At 49.5% G+C, this 18,257-nt stretch carries 22 protein-coding genes and 1 tRNA gene; 2 read left to right on the forward strand and 21 right to left on the reverse strand.

Annotated elements, in window-relative coordinates:
• Positions 1-391 precede the first annotated feature (391 nt).
• The 11 genes from F153LOC_RS06905 to F153LOC_RS06950 form a co-directional block, all read right to left on the reverse strand.
• Positions 392-982: an RloB family protein gene (locus tag F153LOC_RS06905; protein ID WP_102104377.1), complete on the reverse strand. Its 591-nt coding sequence runs from the start codon at positions 980-982 to the stop codon at positions 392-394.
• A 26-nt stretch (positions 983-1,008) separates the two neighbouring features.
• Positions 1,009-2,322, reverse strand: coding sequence for an ATP/GTP-binding protein (locus F153LOC_RS06910; RefSeq protein ID WP_158238459.1), 1,314 nt, complete (start codon positions 2,320-2,322; stop codon positions 1,009-1,011).
• Between the two features lie 659 nt (positions 2,323-2,981).
• Positions 2,982-3,308 (reverse strand): hypothetical protein, encoded by a 327-nt coding sequence (locus F153LOC_RS21740; RefSeq protein ID WP_233093197.1) that lies wholly within the window; start codon positions 3,306-3,308, stop codon positions 2,982-2,984.
• Positions 3,305-3,445, reverse strand: a complete 141-nt coding sequence (locus F153LOC_RS21745; RefSeq protein WP_233210357.1) for a hypothetical protein — start codon at positions 3,443-3,445, stop codon at positions 3,305-3,307. The genes F153LOC_RS21740 and F153LOC_RS21745 overlap by 4 nt, the downstream gene beginning before the upstream one ends.
• A 110-nt stretch (positions 3,446-3,555) precedes the next feature.
• Complete coding sequence (locus F153LOC_RS06920; RefSeq protein ID WP_102104379.1) at positions 3,556-4,341, reverse strand: hypothetical protein; 786 nt, start codon at positions 4,339-4,341, stop codon at positions 3,556-3,558.
• Complete coding sequence (locus tag F153LOC_RS21680) at positions 4,338-4,511, reverse strand: hypothetical protein (protein ID WP_014830800.1); 174 nt, start codon at positions 4,509-4,511, stop codon at positions 4,338-4,340. Before F153LOC_RS21680 ends, F153LOC_RS06920 begins: the two co-directional genes overlap by 4 nt.
• 411 nt (positions 4,512-4,922) lie before the next feature.
• Positions 4,923-6,686, reverse strand: a complete 1,764-nt coding sequence (locus tag F153LOC_RS06930) for a primase-like DNA-binding domain-containing protein (RefSeq protein WP_102104380.1) — start codon at positions 6,684-6,686, stop codon at positions 4,923-4,925.
• Positions 6,683-6,997, reverse strand: coding sequence for a DUF4222 domain-containing protein (locus F153LOC_RS06935; RefSeq protein ID WP_102104381.1), 315 nt, complete (start codon positions 6,995-6,997; stop codon positions 6,683-6,685). The genes F153LOC_RS06930 and F153LOC_RS06935 overlap by 4 nt, the downstream gene beginning before the upstream one ends.
• A gap of 11 nt (positions 6,998-7,008) precedes the next feature.
• A complete protein-coding gene (locus tag F153LOC_RS06940; RefSeq protein WP_014830796.1) occupies positions 7,009-7,212 on the reverse strand; it encodes a hypothetical protein in 204 nt (67 codons plus the stop codon).
• 115 nt (positions 7,213-7,327) lie between these two features.
• Positions 7,328-8,203, reverse strand: a complete 876-nt coding sequence (locus tag F153LOC_RS06945) for a tyrosine-type recombinase/integrase (RefSeq protein ID WP_102104382.1) — start codon at positions 8,201-8,203, stop codon at positions 7,328-7,330.
• Positions 8,196-8,384, reverse strand: a complete 189-nt coding sequence (locus F153LOC_RS06950; protein ID WP_102104383.1) for a host cell division inhibitor Icd-like protein — start codon at positions 8,382-8,384, stop codon at positions 8,196-8,198. The genes F153LOC_RS06945 and F153LOC_RS06950 overlap by 8 nt, the downstream gene beginning before the upstream one ends.
• A gap of 129 nt (positions 8,385-8,513) precedes the next feature.
• Here F153LOC_RS06950 and F153LOC_RS21750 point away from each other — a divergent pair, with 129 nt between their 5' ends.
• On the forward strand, positions 8,514-8,693 hold the full coding sequence (locus F153LOC_RS21750; protein ID WP_086519776.1) for a hypothetical protein: 180 nt from the start codon (positions 8,514-8,516) through the stop codon (positions 8,691-8,693).
• 48 nt (positions 8,694-8,741) lie between these two features.
• Here the strand turns inward: F153LOC_RS21750 and F153LOC_RS06960 are convergent, their stop codons facing one another.
• The 7 genes from F153LOC_RS06960 to proB form a co-directional block, all read right to left on the reverse strand.
• Positions 8,742-9,314, reverse strand: a complete 573-nt coding sequence (locus F153LOC_RS06960; RefSeq protein WP_102128624.1) for a BRO family protein — start codon at positions 9,312-9,314, stop codon at positions 8,742-8,744.
• Between the two features lie 20 nt (positions 9,315-9,334).
• On the reverse strand, positions 9,335-9,547 hold the full coding sequence (locus F153LOC_RS06965; RefSeq protein ID WP_071891605.1) for an AlpA family transcriptional regulator: 213 nt from the start codon (positions 9,545-9,547) through the stop codon (positions 9,335-9,337).
• Between the two features lie 180 nt (positions 9,548-9,727).
• Positions 9,728-10,393, reverse strand: coding sequence for a hypothetical protein (locus F153LOC_RS06970; RefSeq protein WP_233210358.1), 666 nt, complete (start codon positions 10,391-10,393; stop codon positions 9,728-9,730).
• 142 nt (positions 10,394-10,535) lie between these two features.
• A complete protein-coding gene (locus tag F153LOC_RS06975) occupies positions 10,536-11,750 on the reverse strand; it encodes an integrase arm-type DNA-binding domain-containing protein (protein ID WP_102104385.1) in 1,215 nt (404 codons plus the stop codon).
• 166 nt (positions 11,751-11,916) lie between these two features.
• Positions 11,917-11,992: transfer RNA gene (locus tag F153LOC_RS06980), tRNA-Thr, on the reverse strand.
• A gap of 111 nt (positions 11,993-12,103) precedes the next feature.
• Positions 12,104-13,357, reverse strand: a complete 1,254-nt coding sequence (gene proA / locus F153LOC_RS06985; RefSeq protein WP_102104386.1) for a glutamate-5-semialdehyde dehydrogenase — start codon at positions 13,355-13,357, stop codon at positions 12,104-12,106.
• A 10-nt stretch (positions 13,358-13,367) separates the two neighbouring features.
• Positions 13,368-14,471, reverse strand: coding sequence for a glutamate 5-kinase (gene proB, locus F153LOC_RS06990; RefSeq protein ID WP_100777506.1), 1,104 nt, complete (start codon positions 14,469-14,471; stop codon positions 13,368-13,370).
• 306 nt (positions 14,472-14,777) lie between these two features.
• On the opposite strand from proB, the gene phoE reads away from it, so the two are divergent.
• Complete coding sequence (phoE, locus tag F153LOC_RS06995; protein WP_102104387.1) at positions 14,778-15,830, forward strand: phosphoporin PhoE; 1,053 nt, start codon at positions 14,778-14,780, stop codon at positions 15,828-15,830.
• Between the two features lie 78 nt (positions 15,831-15,908).
• Here the strand turns inward: phoE and crl are convergent, their stop codons facing one another.
• The 3 genes from crl to gpt all read right to left on the reverse strand — a co-directional run bounded on the left by crl (position 15,909) and on the right by gpt (position 18,179).
• Positions 15,909-16,310 (reverse strand): sigma factor-binding protein Crl, encoded by a 402-nt coding sequence (crl, locus tag F153LOC_RS07000; protein ID WP_100777508.1) that lies wholly within the window; start codon positions 16,308-16,310, stop codon positions 15,909-15,911.
• A 57-nt stretch (positions 16,311-16,367) separates the two neighbouring features.
• Positions 16,368-17,612, reverse strand: a complete 1,245-nt coding sequence (gene frsA / locus F153LOC_RS07005) for an esterase FrsA (protein ID WP_102104388.1) — start codon at positions 17,610-17,612, stop codon at positions 16,368-16,370.
• A 108-nt stretch (positions 17,613-17,720) separates the two neighbouring features.
• Complete coding sequence (gene gpt / locus F153LOC_RS07010; RefSeq protein WP_047174674.1) at positions 17,721-18,179, reverse strand: xanthine phosphoribosyltransferase; 459 nt, start codon at positions 18,177-18,179, stop codon at positions 17,721-17,723.
• Positions 18,180-18,257 lie beyond the last annotated feature (78 nt).

Raw genomic sequence — 18,257 nt, forward strand, 5'->3', positions numbered from 1 at the left:
CACTTATGCCCCCAACTGTAACTTGATTCCGGTTGAGTCCAGTTGATAACAGGAGATAAAATACGGGCTAGAAACCGCATTACAAGGGCTTTAAGTTGATTTCGGTAGACTTGGGAAGAGTTTGAAATGGTGATAATAGGAACAAATCACAAACAACAACGCATTGTTTTTTAAATCAAAAACTAGCTTCTATTTTCATAGATACCCCCAAAAGTACCCCCGTGCGAGTTTATCGTTTATAAATTGACCATAGATACATGCGTTCATAATCGTGTTTGAATAACTTATTAGCTTAGCGACCTGCAATTTACTAAACTATATTAAAAATAGGAATAGACCTTAATGATCTACTCCTTGATATAAATATTGTTAATAATATAATAAAAATTATCTATGAACCAATACCTTGCCCTAATTTATTCAATCTTTCAACTAATGTATGTATAGTTGTATATGGATATGAATCGCACTCACACGCGCCTGGCAACATCATTTCGCCATAGAGACGTTTAGAATTTTCTATCGCACGATGCTGATTTTCCAATAATGTTTGGTACATATCTTCATCGTTCTTTTTATAAGGTTTACCTAAATGGCCAGTAAGGATTTTTATATAATCCCCCCTAGCTATTTTAGTATCTAAATAAGCATAATGTAAAACATACCATAATTCGAATGATTCATTAGAAAAGGCAATGTTTATGTTATTACGACGTGCCAGGGTGAGTGCATCTTTAACTCTTTTCTTCGGGAAAGAGTCTCTGTCAAAGACGCACCAAGCTTCTTTAAATTTCCCAGTCGCAAACATTTCCACAGCTTTTTCTACAACACTAACGGTGTTACAGCCGGCGCCAACCACTTCACATATTTTATTTACTTTAAATTTTTTAAAGTACGATGGCTCTGTTCGTGCGCCTTCACAAACTATTAGCACTTTCTTTTCAATTTCTTTGCTGCCAACTTTCCTTTGTTTTAATTTCATTTTCAACCTCAGCAAAAATATTGAAATTAATTTGAATCTGAGCCAAAAATTATATCTGGCTCACCAAGCATAGGAATAGCACCATAATCGCCTTCAAAATATCCTTTTCGATATGACGCATCATTTCTAACCTTGTATTCAACAAGTTGCTTTAAATGAGATCCCCCTAAAGAATCTTTTTCTGCAAACCATATCTGATCTCTTCGTAACTCATCTTTATCTAAAAGATTTGTGTCATGAGTTGCAACTACCAACTGAGCATTGTTTTTATTAATATCTAAGCTATTGAACATTCTGATTATTTTTTTAGTAATCAGGGGATGGAGTCTTGCGTCAAATTCGTCGATAAATAATATGTACGAGTTATCAAAAGTATCCATCAAAGGTCCTGCCAAAGCTATAAGCTTCTTAGTACCTTCAGATTCATTTTCATCTAACTCAAAATTTATAGTGTCAACAAAAACCCCATCATCATTAAAACGATTATGCGTAGTGGCCACACCTAAAGGATTATGCTGCGGCAATGAGATGTCTTTAAATCTAGTGTCTTTTTTTATCGTAGAAAAAATAGCATCTAGTAATTCATTCTGTTTTTTATCCGTTTGTTCCCCCTGACTCTTAGAAATATTCACGATATCAAGATCGAACATATCAATTATCGATTTAATTTTTTTACGCTTATTTTCATCATCCAATAGTTTTACAGTGAATGGGAGGTAACCTATATCACTCATACCTTGTATTACTCTAATTTTCCTAAACCACCTAATAACTGATTTAGATACCTCTCCATCAAAGTTTGCACAGACAGATAAAAATAATGCATTTTTCCTTGTTCTTTTTTCTAAATCTGCGCCTTCTTTAAATTTCTTATCAACAACTATTTCTTTAATATTTCGTTTAAATAAAACAACTTCTTCTTTATTTTTTTCAATAACTGACAATGTTTCTGATGTAATTCTATTACGGACTGCCGAAAACGTATATTCATAAAGTTTATTGTTTATTATGAATATCATTTCGAATGTAGAAGGCTCATTTTCAAACCTAGGATTCAACTTAAATGGAAGAACATTAATTTCTTCATCTGCTTGGGATTCTTTTGAAGAGTTGATTACCATTTTCTTCATAAAAGAAAGAGCCGAAAAAACATTACTTTTTCCACTTCCATTTGCTCCATATATAACGGCAGTCTTTAATAACTCTATATTTGGAAAAGCATCAAATACCGCTCGTTTATCTAAATTTTTATCTTTAGATTTAATTTTCGCGGCTAGCATCGAAAGTGTGGCTTCATCCTTAAACGATAAATAATTTTTAAACGAAAATTGTACAAACATCTTAACCTCCATGGACTACATAACCTGCATTAGAAGCATTCTAGTATCAGTGTGAAAAAATCACAAAACAATCTGTGCCTTTTGGGTGACAAACTACACAACGATAAATAACTTATTGAATTTTATAGCATGCGTTCCAAGTAAAGAGATAATTAAAATCATACAATACGGTCTTTTAACACGCGTAACTAACTAATTTTAATGGCTTTTTTTAAAAAACCATCCCCTCCCTACTCCAGCACAATAGATTAGTTAGAAAAAGGTTTAGACGTTGACACTGTCGCATAGTTACTTAACAGTTTGAAGCAACTGTAACTTAGAGCGTGTTCAGCCAAAAAACCTGCTGGCGGTGCTGGCAGGTGTCAGGTTTTGACAGGTTGGCTCGGCGATCTGCGCCTGAAGTTTTATGAAGCGGCACAGTTGACACTTTGCCCCTAGTTTTCCCTAGTTAGGGGCATAACAAACCATAACAGGCTGACACCTGCCCTGCTTCGCATCAGGATTAACAAAAGATAACAGCCAAGGCTCAACAAATCTCAACGCCAGCCCTTTACACTTCTGCTGTAGCTGCTGTTCGCAGGCGTCAGGATCCGTTAGGTTGGGTTGACACTTTTCTCAGTTTCTCGCGAAAAAGTGTCAAGTTTGAGGGGCTGGGGGGTTTACAGTTTTTCGCCGTCCAGCAGGCAGAGTGACATTAAACCAGTTTTGTTCCAGTCATCCAGCGTATCGGGGTGCATTGTGGCAACGTAAGCAAGCTCAGAACGAAGAAACCGTAAAGCGCCTGCTGCACGGTCTTTGCCATAGAAGCTGTGGGTTTCTTCATCCGGCCGGAAGAGAATCAGCAATTGTTCATCGGGCTCGTGCTGAACATCAAAACCCAGCTCAGCGGCTGCTACTTCTATTCGCTGGCCAGCATTAATATCAGCCGGCAGCTCTTTCCCGCCGTCATGCCCCCATACCCACGCGGCGGTCTGCGCCCACGTCATTGCAATGTGATGATCACCAGCACCAGCACCAGCACCAGCACCAGCACCAGCACCAGCACCAGCACCAGCACCAGCAGAATTTTGTTTAGCCTGCGATGCTTCGACATCCACTTTATCGCCTGAAATAACAATTTCACCGCGGGCTATCCAGCCGTAAACAGTTTGCCGGCTAACGCCCATATGCCTGGCGTAGGCTGATTTACTTAACAGCATCGTGTGTTTCCCTCCGGGCAGAAAAAAGCCGCCCTCAGGCGGCCTGCTTCTCTTGTGAATTTGTCTGCCGCTGGCTGCCTTTGAGCATCGCGGTGACATGTTCGCTTAACTGATCAAGACCGGTCATGCGTGGCTGTACATCTGATGGACCGTCGTTCTTCCCATACACGAGATTGTTATACCAGGTTCGGACGGCTGTAATTTGTGCAACATCCTTTCTTACCGCGTCGACCAAATCGGCAACCGCGCTAATCACCTGCCCGTTCTCTGATGCGATACGGGAGAAGCCGAGACGTTTTAGCTGTTCCGTATCGAGTCCCGAACACACAGCGTGCGCCCTCAGTAAGGCGTCCGCCAGCTCCTGATGCTTTCCACTGTGCATCGACAGCAGCATTTTTTCCTGGCTGCGGCGATCCAGCCTTGCGAATGCCTGACGCATTTCGCTGTCACGCATGAACCCCTGAACGTCATCAGTTGCTAGTGGATTAACCGGAGCGAGTTTGTTCTTAAGGTAATCGAGAATGTTTGCGGCCTGCTCGCTTACGGCTGCCACCCCGCGGGTAAAGTCTTTGAGCGTGTCCGGGTTCCGGGCTTCTCCTGCCCTGCGGTTTTTTGCCTGTTCGTTCAGATCCGGATCGTTGCGGATAACGTCCAGCAAATCCGCCTCAGCTTCGGCCTGCTGCGCCGTTGTCCTCAGGCTGGTGAGTTCGACCGCCATACCACGGAATAAAGCGGCCATCTGAGTATTTGGCGCAACAACCTTACCGGCATAACCTGCCAGCTCGATACTGTGTTTCCCTATTTTGATTGAGTAGCTCACTGGCCAGCCTCCATTTTTGACAGCCCTGCATCAAATACCTTACGCGCAACAGCGTGGATTGACGGCGCGATCCCCATGCCCGACTTCTGGCGCTCCCTCTCCTGGATGGTTTTCAGAGCCTGAATCTGCTCCCCGTTCAGCAGAACGGGCTTAACGTTAACCTTGCTCATGATGCCCCCTGTAATGGCAATCGTTAAAGTTCCATTAATCGCAACAATCGAATAATTAATTGCGATTTATGAAACGATGTTAATGAAATTGCAGGGGTGCACAACGCGAAAAGTGTGGATGCGTTTTAAAGAATTTGCCCTCAAGGTATACATGGTGTTCATAAAGAGAATAAATCACTTATAAAACATGATATTAACCTATGAACACCAGCCTACATTTTGGGATTTCAGGTCTACACGGTATACATCATTCTGTTTAATAAACCATCAGATGATTAATGAGAGAATGAACACCATGTACACCCTGTGTATACCTGAAAACAAGGTATACATGGTTTATTTCACTGATTTATATATAAATTATTCTCTCGATGTATACCATGTATACCTTTCTCCATATTTATCTGAACTTCATTCTTTATGACCGGCTACAGGATGCGTCTGAGGTAACCAGTCTTCCGCACTTTCTGAAAGTTCAACGTTAGTCACCATGCCACGGGCTTTCCGTTCCTTACGGTACTCGTGATTAAACTCCCTCATCGCGCTTTCCATCCCCTCTGCGAATTTATTCAGCGTCAGCGGCTTGTCGAATCCATTGGCCTCAAGGAATGCCAGATAAGCGTGATAGAGATAAATTCGCGGATAGTGAGGCGGATTGCGGTTACCTACCATCATTCCCGCACAATCAGCCAGCCGCTCAAGGTGAGCGCAGAAGGCATATAGCGGATCCGTTTTCTGCTTTACCTCCAGTGCTTCTTCGCTGTTCCGTTGCTCCAGCAGCAGCGCTCGCGCTTTTTCCGGATCCGCAAAGTTCGCCAGCAGCCGACGAACAACCACCGGAATTTCAGCGGATATCTTTTCTGCCAGGTCGGGATCCTTATCCTCTTCGCTCACGCGCCGGTTAAACTGGAAAATTACGCGGCGCCGGGAAACGCCGCCCGCACGTTCTGTGAAAATCATCGGCGTGTTGTTCGTGGCCACAACCACCGCCCGCAGAACGGCGGTGTACTGGTGCTCGTGTTTCGGGTCGATCTCCACCGCATCCCCGCCGGTAATTGCCTTTATCCCGGTGCCCTCACCTGAATATTTGGGCTGATCAGGAAGCGTTATCATGCTCTTGCCGACGAACTGCGCCCGCCCGCGCGCGCTGTCGAGCGCCGCCATATTCCCGCTGGCGGTGTTATGCGCGCCTGCCAGCATCGTGGCGATATGGGTAAAGACGCTTTTCCCGCTGCCGCCCTCCCCGGTTATCTCGAGGAACAATTGCCAGTCATACCGGTTCGCCAGCACCATAAAGAGCGCTGCAGCGATGCGCTGCATCTTAATTGCGTCTCTATCTGATGCGTAACTTAGCCACTTATGGAAGTTCGGCGCGTGGTCGCGGAGGTTTTCGCCCGGCACCGCCGGCGTGTAGGTCACGCCGTTGTGGTTGGTCAGCCAGTTATCCTGGCTGTGTTCGGAGAAAACGCCGGTTTCCATATCGTAGACGCCATTAGCAAAGGGGATCAGGCTGCGCCGCGGCTCCCCCATTACCGGGATAACGATTTTCAGGGCGTCGATAACGTTGTTGATCGCGCGCTTGCTGAAGTTGGTTTTATTCTCGTTGTAGATAGCCACCATTTCGCGGCTCAGCTCGAGCAGTGACGTTTTCTCCCAGATGCCGGCGCGGTAGACGTACACGCCTTCGCTGTTTTCATTGATCGCAATGCCGGTGTAACGCGCGGCCAGTATGAGCGCCTTTTCGTTATCAGCCAGGTCGCGGAGGTTTACATCCGTCAGCGGTTTGCCGATCACCATGCTTTTGCCGGCTTCCGCATCGGCTTTGAGGCGCGGCAGCTGTGGCGTCCAGTCCTCCAGAAGCTGATAACCTTCAGAGTAGAATTGCGCGCGCTCCACGCCGGCCACCGCCAGCTTTGTCGCGAGAATGGTTATCTGCCGTTCGGTCAGATGCCCGCCACGGCAAACCCGGGCATATAGCCGGCCATCATCCACAATGCGGATATTCTCCAGCTCTGCCAGCTGCTTTTTATCCAGCACAACCGGCGGCACCGTATCGCCAATCGGATTCATTTCCTGCCATGCTTTGGCGAACGTCCAGGCATCGGCGCCGGCAAAGATAATTGACTCCTCCATGAGATCCGCCGGCTGCTTTTTAAGGTTTGGTGCATTCTTCATTTTTTGTTCCCTCGCTCCCTGATGATTTCCCGCATAACCCGAATTCGTTCGATGCCCTGCACCCGCATAATTCGATCGATATCTTTTTCGCCGGCGACCGGCGCGGAAGATACAAATTCAAATTCCCGCACCAGTCTTTCTGGCGTGCAAAAACACGGTGAGCTGTACCCCTCGCGGCAATATGTCACTCTGTCGAATCGGTAACTTTCGATAATTACGATGTTGCCCCGACCGTCCTTCCATTTATCGCCCGGCCTGATTTCAGGGTGAGCGCGGCCACCAGCAGCTAAGCCGGAATTTTTAATCGTCATAATTTTTTACCTCACGCCGCTGGCGGGATTACCTGATAACCAATTTTCTTCAGAAAGCGCGCGGCACTCTCCACCGTGAAAATGATTTCGTCGTCCATAAGGGGGCGCATCGACTGAAGACCATTTGACGTGTCCACCAGATAGCGGCCGCCAGCCGGAAAACTGAAAACGTTTTTGCCGTCGGCCCGGCGAACCAGATCGTAAACAGGAGTCATAATTTCCCCTCCCCGTCCCTTAATGACTGGCGGGTAAAACAATATCGCGCGCTATTTAATTGCTCCGATACGTGATCGGCAAAAGCGCCGAGACGGCAAAATTGGATAACCATTTTCATACAGATACCTCCATGGCCAGACGGGATTGAATGGCGGAGGCCTTACTGCCTAACTGGAGGTAAGTTCGGGTGATTGCCGGGTTACTGTGCCCGAGCATTTCAGAGGCGACCAGCAATCCCTGTTCGCCGCCGGCGGACATGAGATTAAAGGCGGCAATCTTGCGGCTGGAATAGGCGCTCAGGCGCAGACGCGTGTTTACCACGCGGGTAAACCACAGCATTACGTTGTGCAGTTTCTTCCAGATTGTCTGGCGGCTCACGCTACCTTCCAGAGACTGGCAACGGTTACTTTCAATCTGACTGCGGGAAAATACCAGGTCGTCACCGATAAGATTGCGCTCCATGCGTTCGCGCAGTCGTTTGATGATGCCCGGCGGCAGCTGTTTGGTGTCGTGCTTCACTTCAGCCTTTGCCACCAGCTCAAACACGATCGCCTGTTCTTCTTCCGTCATGCCGGCGGCCAGTTCGTCGCAGCTCACGCTATCCCAGTGCATGTACCCAATGTGATCGCCAGCAAGCCGGGCAGCATCCTTGCGCTGCTGGCGAACAATCTCGATCCCCTTCCGGGTTGCTCGGGCTTCCGCCGCTTTGGTCTGCTTCGCTACGATGATTGTGGCAATGCCGGTTTCCCAGTTGATACAGGAGTAACGGAAGTTGCACACGTCGCTGGTACGCCAGCCGGTAACGGTCGCAATATCCCACCAGAGTAAAACCCAGTCCGGCTGGGTCTGCTGGATACGCTCACGCAGTTTGCGCTGCTCTTCCCGTTCGTAAACGGGGGTCATGGTGCGGGTGCCCTTCGTGGTAGTGGCTTTTACCACGTTGCCGCGCAGCGCGCGGGCTTTTGCTGTCAGGGTCTGGAGGTTAAACATGCTGCACCTCCTCAACGCGAAAACGACACGCCAGAATACAGACACATCCTGCCGGCGTTTTTTCGCGTGCTTCGCGCTCGGTGGAAGCAGTAACATTGACGATCTGATTTGTGAATTCGCCCAAGGTGAGAAAACGCCATGTAAATTCAAGGCGTGTTTGGGTAGACTTAGTGCAAGCCATAATGTTACCTCAACTAACGTTTTGGTTAGACGCCCTGAAAGTGTTCCCGCACTTCGGGGCGTTGTCTTTTTCATTTCCTGTGTGTAATGTGTCATTACACATAAACACATTACATCGGGTGTAATTGACGTGTCAACACACAAAAACGAGAGACGAGGCAATCCTCCATTCCAATTTCGGCTTGATCCAGAGCTTCGAGAGATGATGGAACGAGCGCAACAGCAAGATGGTGATGAGTCTCTAGCCGCATGGCTTAAGAGAATTATTCGCAAGGAACTCCAGCAGCGTGGTATCGAGCCAAAGGGCTGATTAAGCATGCTCTCTGCCGGGTAAAAATCCCGGCGTCTTTCCGCCTTTTTATTCATCGCCATTTTCCTTCAATAGCTCGGGCTGATACTTACGCCACAACTGAATCTCTTCCCGCTCAAGAGCTTCTTTTGCCCCCTTACACTGCTGCAACTTATACCCGCGTTTGCTGGCCTCCTGCTGATAAGCCGCCATGCGCCGGCTAAAGTCGTTCAGGAACGCAAACGGCACACCATAAGAGCCAGTTTTGCGGATAGAAGGGATAACCCCGCGAAATACCCAATTACTGAAACGATGGGCGAATGTGCCCGGCGTAATAGCTTTACGGCTGCGGGCGATCAGCTTGTAGAAACCAGATTCAGAGACAGCGCTATGATTTGGGTTCCCGCGAATACCGTAAGTTAAAGTTACGGTATTTCTCTCGTCATCATCCAGAGCCTGCAACGCCATGCGCGAATTGGATAGTTCCAGCGCCGCGCAAACATCTTTTGCAACGAACCACGGTTCACCGTTGATCTTAACAATACGCACTTTCGCGGCCTCAAATTTAATGACCGAAATATCATCGCTGCTGTTTTCAGGTTGAGCGAAACCCTGCCCGGCTAGGGCATTTTTGTTAGTCATAATAAATTTCCCGGGCTAAGTTACAGTTGAGGTTTTGTGGAAATTAATGCATCACGTTCTTCGATACGCTGGCTTATCCAATCATCAACTTCACTTTCAACAAATGCGATGGCTCGAGAACCAATCTTGACCGATTTAGGAAAGCGATTGTCTTTTAGAAGACGATAGATCCAAGCCTTGCTATATCCAGTGCGTTTTTGTACTTCAGCCAATCTGATTAAAGAGTGGGACATATTTACCTCGTAACGTCTATTGTGGTGTACGAGATAAATTCAACCAGATATCAGATTAGCTGTGTGGAAGTCGGTATAATTTTAATTGGAAGTGACAACTGCGTGAATGGATCGGTTTTACAGGTTTTTTTAGAACCTGTAAAACAAGGTTTGGAAGTGCGGCGTCAGTTTTGGAAGTCTTTACTTCGAAATTTTGGAAGCGTGAAGTTTAAGAGCCTCATCTATCAGCATTATCAGCGCCTTACTTGTCACTTCGATTCCCTCTCCATGGTCGTTTATCATTTTCGCAGCCGTCCTGGCCACTTCGGATTTGTTCAATTTACCGCCACGCACATACTTCCCCTGACTTTTTTCAAGCGCAATCGCCATTCCGGCTATCAACTTTAGAGCAGTGTCTTTCCCAGCAAAACTTCCCCACTGGTTTTGCTCGAGTGAATTTTCGTCCTTCGGTTCCAGCTCCAAATCTGTTGAATGGCTTTCGGATGAGCTCAAATGGTTGTCGAACTCATTAGTAATCCAACTCCAAATATCTTTAGCAAGGAACGTTGCATTAACAATTGGTGTATCTAATGTTATGGATTCAATATCCACTTTCAATCTTACTACTTCAGGGAGTCCATACTTTTGATCTGCTAACTTGAATGCTTGGAGGGGTTTTAATTCCTTTAACTGGATAGCTTGTATGATAGTTTCCCTATAAATGGATGCTTCCTGATGGCCAATATAATTCCCTTCTACGGCCTTTTGCACACTATCAACCTGCTCAGATAATCCAGCCATAACTAAAGCTGCTTGATCTAAAGAAACAATACGCAAATTTCCAATATGAACCGGCAAATTAATCATTACGTCTCCCACACCCTCATTTTTAAGAAGCTATGCCGGCCCGTAGAGATGTACGGAGTTTCGGGATTCAGCCTAGACAAAGCCTATTTATCTTAGTCTACCGAAGTCTACTACTGTCAATTAGCACTGTCTATACATACAGTTAAGCGCTTTTCCCAAACGTTCCATGCACTACATTTTCGCCGTTTTCCAACGCCTCCATATAGTCGGCATACCACTGGAGCATTTCGCGGCGGCCATCCAGATAATGGGCATGGTTGTACGTTCCTCGAATAGAGTTTTTGTCGACGTGTGCCAGCTGCGTTTCTATCCACGCGGTGTTGTACCCCTGTTCGTGCAGGATGGTACTCATGGTGTGCCGGAAACCGTGCCCGGTGACTTTTCCGTCATAGCCAATCCGCTTAAAGACTTGGTTTATGCTGGCTTCACTCATTGTTTTTCGCGGATCGTTACGGCCTGGGAACATAAGCGGGTAATTGCCTGTTAGCTCTTGGAGCTGGCCAATAAGCGTAAGGGCTTGCCTGGACAACGGCACCACGTGAGGGCGACGCATTTTCATGCGTGAGGCTGGTATTTCCCAAACCGCCTTACTGATTTTGATTTCATCCCAAAATGCCCCGCGGAGTTCGCCGGTACGCAAGCCGGTGATAATCAGCAGACGAGCGGCCAAAACTACTAACGCGCTTCCTGTATATCCTGACAACGCCTTGAAGAAATCAGGCAATTCTTTCGGTGTGAGGAAAGGATAATGATTGGACTCATGCCCTTGCATGGCGCTGGTGAGATCCGGAGCGGGGTTATACTCAGCACGGCCGGTGACTATTGCGTAACGGAAAACTTCCCCGCAGCGCTGCCTAACTTTTTTGGCCTTTTCTGTAGCGCCGCGCCCCTCAATGCGCCGCAGCACATTCAATAGTTCAAGCGGTTTGATATCGGCTATTGGTTTTTTGCCAATGTAAGGGAACACATCTTTGTTGAAAGCTTCTAGGATGTCTGAAGCATACCCTGCAGACCATTTTTTTAGTTTGCTGCTGTGCCACTCAAGGGCAATATCTTTGAAGGTATTGTTTAACTGAGTTTCACGGGCAATCTTCTCTTCCCGTTTCGCTTCCATAGGATCGATACCCCCAGCGATACCCCTTTTGGCTTCTTCACGTTTTGCCCGAGCATCGGCCAATGTGACTTCAGGATACACGCCAACCGCTAACAGCTTTTCTTTGCCGGCTACACGATACTTGAGCCGCCAGTATTTGCCGCCATTAGGTTTAATCAGGAGATACAAACCACCACCATCAGTCAGCTTGTAAGGCTTATCTTTAGGTTTGGCGGCATCCACCTGCCGGGCGTTTAGTTTCACTTGGGGGTACCTCCTCTAGACCGAACAGCATATACCCCCATAAGTACCCCCAAACGACCGTAGATTTCAGGGAACTTTAATAGACGTAGAAATACTAAAAGGGGCTGTAAAGCGCAGAGTATAAGGGGTTTCAGTGAACTTTAGTAGACTTAGGGAGACGTTAGAATGGTGCCGATAATAGGAGTCGAACCTACGACCTTCGCATTACGAATGCGCTGCTCTACCAACTGAGCTATATCGGCCCTGAGAGGCCGGTTACGAATGTAACCACGGGGCAAAAGGTTAAAACTAACGAGGTGATGCGTCAATAGCCTTGCGAATCAAAAGCCTAATTTTGCATCACCCGCGTTTATTTACGCACGAATCGTATCATTGCCAAAGCCGATCCACTTGTAGGTGGTCAGCGCTTCCAGGCCCATCGGGCCACGGGCGTGCAGTTTTTGCGTGCTCACCGCTACCTCTGCGCCCAGTCCAAACTGACCGCCGTCGGTGAAGCGCGTTGAGGCATTCACGTAGACCGCAGAAGAATCCACTTCATTGATAAAACGATCGGCGTTGCGCAGGGTGCGGGTCAGAATCGCGTCAGAGTGCTGCGTGCCGTGGGTGCGAATGTGGGCGATAGCATCGTCCAAATCGGCGACCACTTTCACATTCAGATCCAGTGACAGATATTCGTCGTCATACTGCTGTGCTTTGACCACTTCTACTTTCGCTGGGCCATCTTTCAACAACGCCAGCGCATTCTCATCTGCATGCAGCGTCACGCCGCTCTCGGCCATCTGCTTGCTCAGCGCAGGTAAGAACGTCTGCGCGATATCCTGATGCACCAGCAGCGTTTCAACGGTGTTGCAGGTACTCGGGCGCTGGGTTTTGGCATTGACGATAATCTTCAGGGCAGGCGCGATCTCTGCGCTGTCATCCACCACGATATGACACACGCCAATCCCGCCGGTGATCACCGGAATGGTCGACTGTTCGCGGCACAGCTTGTGCAGGCCCGCGCCACCGCGTGGGATCAGCATGTCGATGTATTTATCCATGCGCAGCATTTCATTTACCAGCGCACGATCCGGGCTTTCGATAGCCTGTACCGCACCGGCTGGCAGGCCGCACTCTTCCAGCGCCTGCTGGATGACGTTAACGGTGGCCGCGTTGGTTCGCCACGTCTCTTTGCCCCCGCGCAGAATGGCGGCGTTACCGGTTTTCAAACACAGGGAGGCGACGTCGACAGTCACGTTCGGGCGCGCTTCATAAATCACGCCGATCACACCGAGTGGGACGCGGCGACGCTCGATGCGCAGACCGCTGTCGAGCAGCCCGCCGTCGATCACCTGCCCCACCGGATCGGCGAGGTTGCAGACCTGGCGCACGTCATCCGCGATGCTTTTAAGACGTGCGGGCGTCAGGGCCAGGCGGTCGAGCATTGCCTCGCTCAGGCCATTGTTACGCGCGTCGGCCAAATCCTGTTCGTTGGCGAGCAGGATCTGCTGAGACTGTGCTTCCAGATAATCAGCGATTTTTTCCAGAACGCGGTTTTTCTCGCGGCTGGAAAGGAGCGCCAGTTTGTAAGAGGCGGCTTTGGCAGCGGCGCCCATTTGTTCCAGCATGATTGGCTCCTTAGCGAATGATCATATCGTCACGATGCACTGCAACCGGGCCGTATTCATAGCCCAGGATGGCGTCGATTTGCTGTGAGTGATGCCCGGCAATGCGGCGCAGCGCGTCGCTGTTGTAGCGGCTGACGCCGTGGGCAATATCGCGACCTTCAAGATTACAGATACGAATCACTTCACCACGGGAGAAGTTACCTGTCACGCTTTTAATTCCTTTTGGAAGCAATGAGCTGCCTCTTTCCAGAATCGCGGCGGTCGCCCCTTCATCGACGGTGATTTCACCGGCTGGCGGTGCGCCAAAAATCCAGCGTTTGCGGTTTTCCAGCGGAGAGGCCTGCGCGTGGAAACGGGTGCCAACGGAGATTCCTTCCATCACGTCGCCAATCACGCCCGGACGGCTGCCCGCTGCGATGATGGTATCGATACCCGCGCGGCAGGCCACGTCGGCGGCCTGCAGCTTGGTGCCCATTCCGCCGGTGCCCAGCCCGGAAACGCTGTCTCCAGCAATCGCGCGCAGCGCGTCATCAATGCCGTAAACGTCTTTAATCAGCTGCGCCTGCGGGTTATTGCGCGGGTCGGCGGTAAACAGCCCCTGCTGATCCGTGAGCAGCAGCAGCTTGTCTGCCCCGGCCAGAATCGCCGCCAGCGCAGAGAGATTATCGTTATCGCCGACTTTGATTTCAGCGGTTGCCACCGCGTCGTTCTCGTTAATTACCGGAACGATGTTGTTATCCAGCAGCGCACGCAGGGTGTCTCGCGCGTTCAGGAAGCGTTCACGATCTTCCATGTCCGCGCGGGTCAGCAGCATCTGCCCAACGTGAATACCATAGATAGAGAACAGCTGCTCCCACAGTTGAATCAGTCGGCTTTGCCCGACCGCGGCCAGCAGCTGCTTAGAGGCGATGGTGGCGGGGAGTTCGGGATAGCCCAGATGTTCACGCCCGGCGGCAATCGCCCCTGACGTAACAATCACAATACGATGACCTGCGGCATGAAGCTGTGCGCACTGGCGGACAAGTTCAACAATGTGGGCGCGATTAAGGCGGCGCGATCCGCCTGTTAAAACACTGGTACCGAGTTTTACCACCAGCGTCTGGCTGTCACTCATGATTCTCTGCCATTCAACAATAAGGGAAAATGATGTCAATCAGACGTTTTAACAGGACTCAGCGCCGTTGCCAACTGCTGGCGCACAAAGCTCGCGACTTTGTTGCGCGGGATCAGGAAGCGTAGCGGCAGATTTTGACAGTTTTATGACTGAAAAATTAAAACTGACTTTTTTAAACATATTCTTACTTTGTCATAAAACGTTCACCCGCAGACGATAAAACCCTTCCTGTTTTTCACGGGGTAATAAGCTGAATCTTATTGCTCAGCGAATATTAGCGCGTTTTATAAAACATCAGGATTGAAAATGAAAAAGAGCACTCTGGCATTAGTGGTAATGGGCGTTGTGGCTTCCGCATCTGTACACGCAGCTGAAGTTTATAATAAGAACGGAAATAAACTGGACGTGTACGGCAAAGTAAAAGCAATGCACTATCTGAGTGATGATGATACCAAAGACGGCGACCAGACGTATGTCCGTTTCGGCTTTAAAGGCGAAACACAAATTAACGATCAGCTGACCGGTTACGGTCGCTGGGAAGCTGAATTCTCCGGCAATAAAGCCGAGAGTGATTCCACGCAGAAAACCCGTCTGGCCTTTGCCGGTCTGAAGCTGAAAGATATCGGCTCCTTCGACTACGGTCGTAACCTGGGCGCGCTGTATGACGTGGAAGCCTGGACTGATATGTTCCCGGAATTCGGCGGCGACTCTTCGGCGCAAACCGATAACTTCATGACCAAACGTGCCACCGGCCTCGCCACCTACCGCAACACCGACTTCTTCGGTGCGATTGATGGCCTGGACATGACCCTGCAGTATCAGGGCAAAAACGAAGGCCGTGATGCGAAAAAACAGAACGGCGACGGCTTCGGCACCTCGTTGACCTATGATTTCGGTGGCAGCGATTTCGCCGTCAGCGGTGCGTACACCAACTCTGACCGTACCAACGCGCAGAACCTGCTGGCACGCGGTGAAGGCGAAAAAGCGGAAGCCTGGGCAACCGGTCTGAAATATGACGCCAATGATATTTACCTGGCGGCGATGTATTCTGAAACCCGTAATATGACGCCAATTTCCGGTGGTTTCGCGAATAAAGCGCAGAACTTCGAAGTCGTCGCACAATATCAATTCGATTTCGGTCTTCGTCCGTCCCTGGGCTATGTCCAGTCGAAAGGCAAGGATATTGAAGGCATCGGCGATGAAGATCTGGTGAAATATATCGACGTCGGCGCGACCTATTATTTCAACAAAAACATGTCTGCGTTTGTTGATTATAAAATCAACCAAATTGATGACGATAATAAACTGGGCGTGAGCAGCGATGATATCGTCGCTCTCGGTATGACCTACCAGTTCTGATATCGATGAATGAAAAAAAAGCCCGGCGCGAGAGCAGCCGGGTTTTTTATTGTCTGTCGCTTTTTTGCGGGTAAGGCGTTAAGCGGAGAGTTTGACCTGCTGGTTAGTAAAATTATCAGCCGGTTCGAGCTTTAAATCTAAGGTCGCCAGCAGATCGCGCGCTCGGTCGTGGAATCCACGCAGCGTTAGCTCCAGGCGGTCGATCACTTCCTGATCCTTGATAGTTGTCGCTTCCCAGTGGCCATCTTTGTTAAACAGGCCAAAGTGATAGCTATACGTAAAACGCTTCTCTTCCGCGTTCATTTCCATCCACCAGCCCCAGAACTCCCGTTTTTCGGGTGCAGGCTTCACGTTGACGCAAACAGCCAGGCAGTCGAAAAAAAAGCGATTCTCTTCACACTGCTCTTCTCGAATATACGGGCCAAGAGCCATGAACTTCTTAATCAGTCTACTTTTCGGGTGTCCACTCGGTAACGTCATTGCGATCTCCTTTTGTGAAGCCACTGTTTTACCAAACCGTCAAAATTTAGCAATCTCTTAACACAATCTCTTGGTGATCCAGCGTGTAATCTCGTTCAATGCTTTGTCAAAATTCTGATACACCGGACTGAAGGGTATCTCGAGCAGCTTGCCATCGGAAGATGACGAGGTGATTAAACGCGACTCTTCTTCTGGGCTGAAAGGATCGTTTTTCCAGAAACCTGACAGCATCGGCGTCGGACAGCGGCGTCCGAGCAGGCCCTGGGTCTTTAATGAATAACGGTTCAGTTCCACACGCAGCGCTTCGTCTGATGCATCATGCATGCCAAGGCGGCTCGCCAGCACGTCTAAATACATCTCCGGCACGCTTCCCTGACGGGTGGGATCGCTGAGCAGCGCATGAACCACCGGCCCAAGACAGGCCACCGCTTTCAGGCGCGACGATTCCAGATAGGCCAGGCGTACCGCGACGTTGGCGCCAAACCGGAAGCCAAATGCCGCCACGCGGGTGTGGTCCACCCAGGGAATATTTTCGAGCGCTTTTAACGCATGCTGGTGCAATAAGCTGGAGTCCTGCGTCAGCTTCCACTTCGAGGAAAACCCGATCGATGGCATATCGAGCGTCAGCATCGCGATCCCTTTTGGTGCAAAGTAGCGCTCAAACAGGCTGAAATAATCAATCTGCAGGGAGTCCAGCCCGCCGCACATCATCACCGTCGGGAACGGGCCGTCGCCAGGGGGCATGTGTAAAAAGCCGGTGACTGGCGCACCGCCGGGAATGGTGAACTCCAGTTCACGCACGTTGCACGGCAAACGCAGGGCTGCTTCTTCATACGCACGGTTTGCCAGCGCCTGCGCCTGTTCCGCCAGATCGTCGCCCTTCAGATGCGGATAGGCGGCGATGCTGTAAAGGTTGGCGGCGTGGAGCCAGTGTTTTCCGCTGAGGGTCTGGTCCTGCTCCTGGTTAGCCTTTTGCTGCCAGAGCATCGCCTGCGTCGCCCATTCGTAAATCCAGTTGCCACCGCGATAGCCGACGACCGTATCGTAGAGATCGCTGTCGGTGCGGTCGGCCTCGCTCATGACGATGCGCGCCTGGACGTCGAGAATTTCACGGGCATCAATGCCGCGCCAGATCCACATCAGACGGTTAATCATACGATACCAGTGCGGCACGTTTTTGCCGTCCAGAGCGGACTGCACAGCAGGCTGAGTGCCAGGGTTGAAGCGACGAACAAGAGTCGACGTTTCCGGGTGTTTGAAACGAGGTTTGAACAGGGTTTCGCTAAGATTCGCCTGGGTCATTGCGCGCTGCCTCCATGATTACGTCACATAAACGCATTGTAACGCGCTGGAGGCTAAAAAAAACAACGCCCGGCATCACCGGGCGTTAAAAATAATTTCGTTCTGTAATTAACGGCCAGAAATCGGCGGTACGAAGACCACGCCCATATCCCACGGCTGTTCAATCCAGGTATCCTGCGGGATGTCGATAACATAGTCGTTGACCAGCGGACGACCAGCTGGTTTGGCGAAGATAGTGACGAAATGCGCTTTTGGATACATTTCACGGATCGCAACGGCAGTGCCGCCGGTATCGACCAGATCGTCAATGACGATAAAGCCTTCGCCGTCGCCTTCAGCGCGTTTCAGCACGGTCAGCTCGCGCTGGTTATCGTGGTCATAGCTGGAGATGCAGACGGTATCGACATGGCGAATACCCAGTTCACGAGCCAGCAATGCGCCCGGTACCAGACCGCCACGGCTCACGGCAATAATGCCTTTCCACTGTTCAGAAGGCATCAGGCGTGCAGCCAGTTTGCGCGCGTGAATCTGCAACATGTCCCAGGTGACGACGTATTTTTCGCTCATGTGAAGTGTCCCAGCCTGTTTATATACGGCTTAAAAAGTGTTCGAGGGGGAAATAGGTTGCGCGAGATTATAGAGATC

The organism is Lelliottia sp. F153, assembly GCF_002870005.1.
GTDB lineage: Bacteria > Pseudomonadota > Gammaproteobacteria > Enterobacterales > Enterobacteriaceae > Enterobacter > Enterobacter nimipressuralis.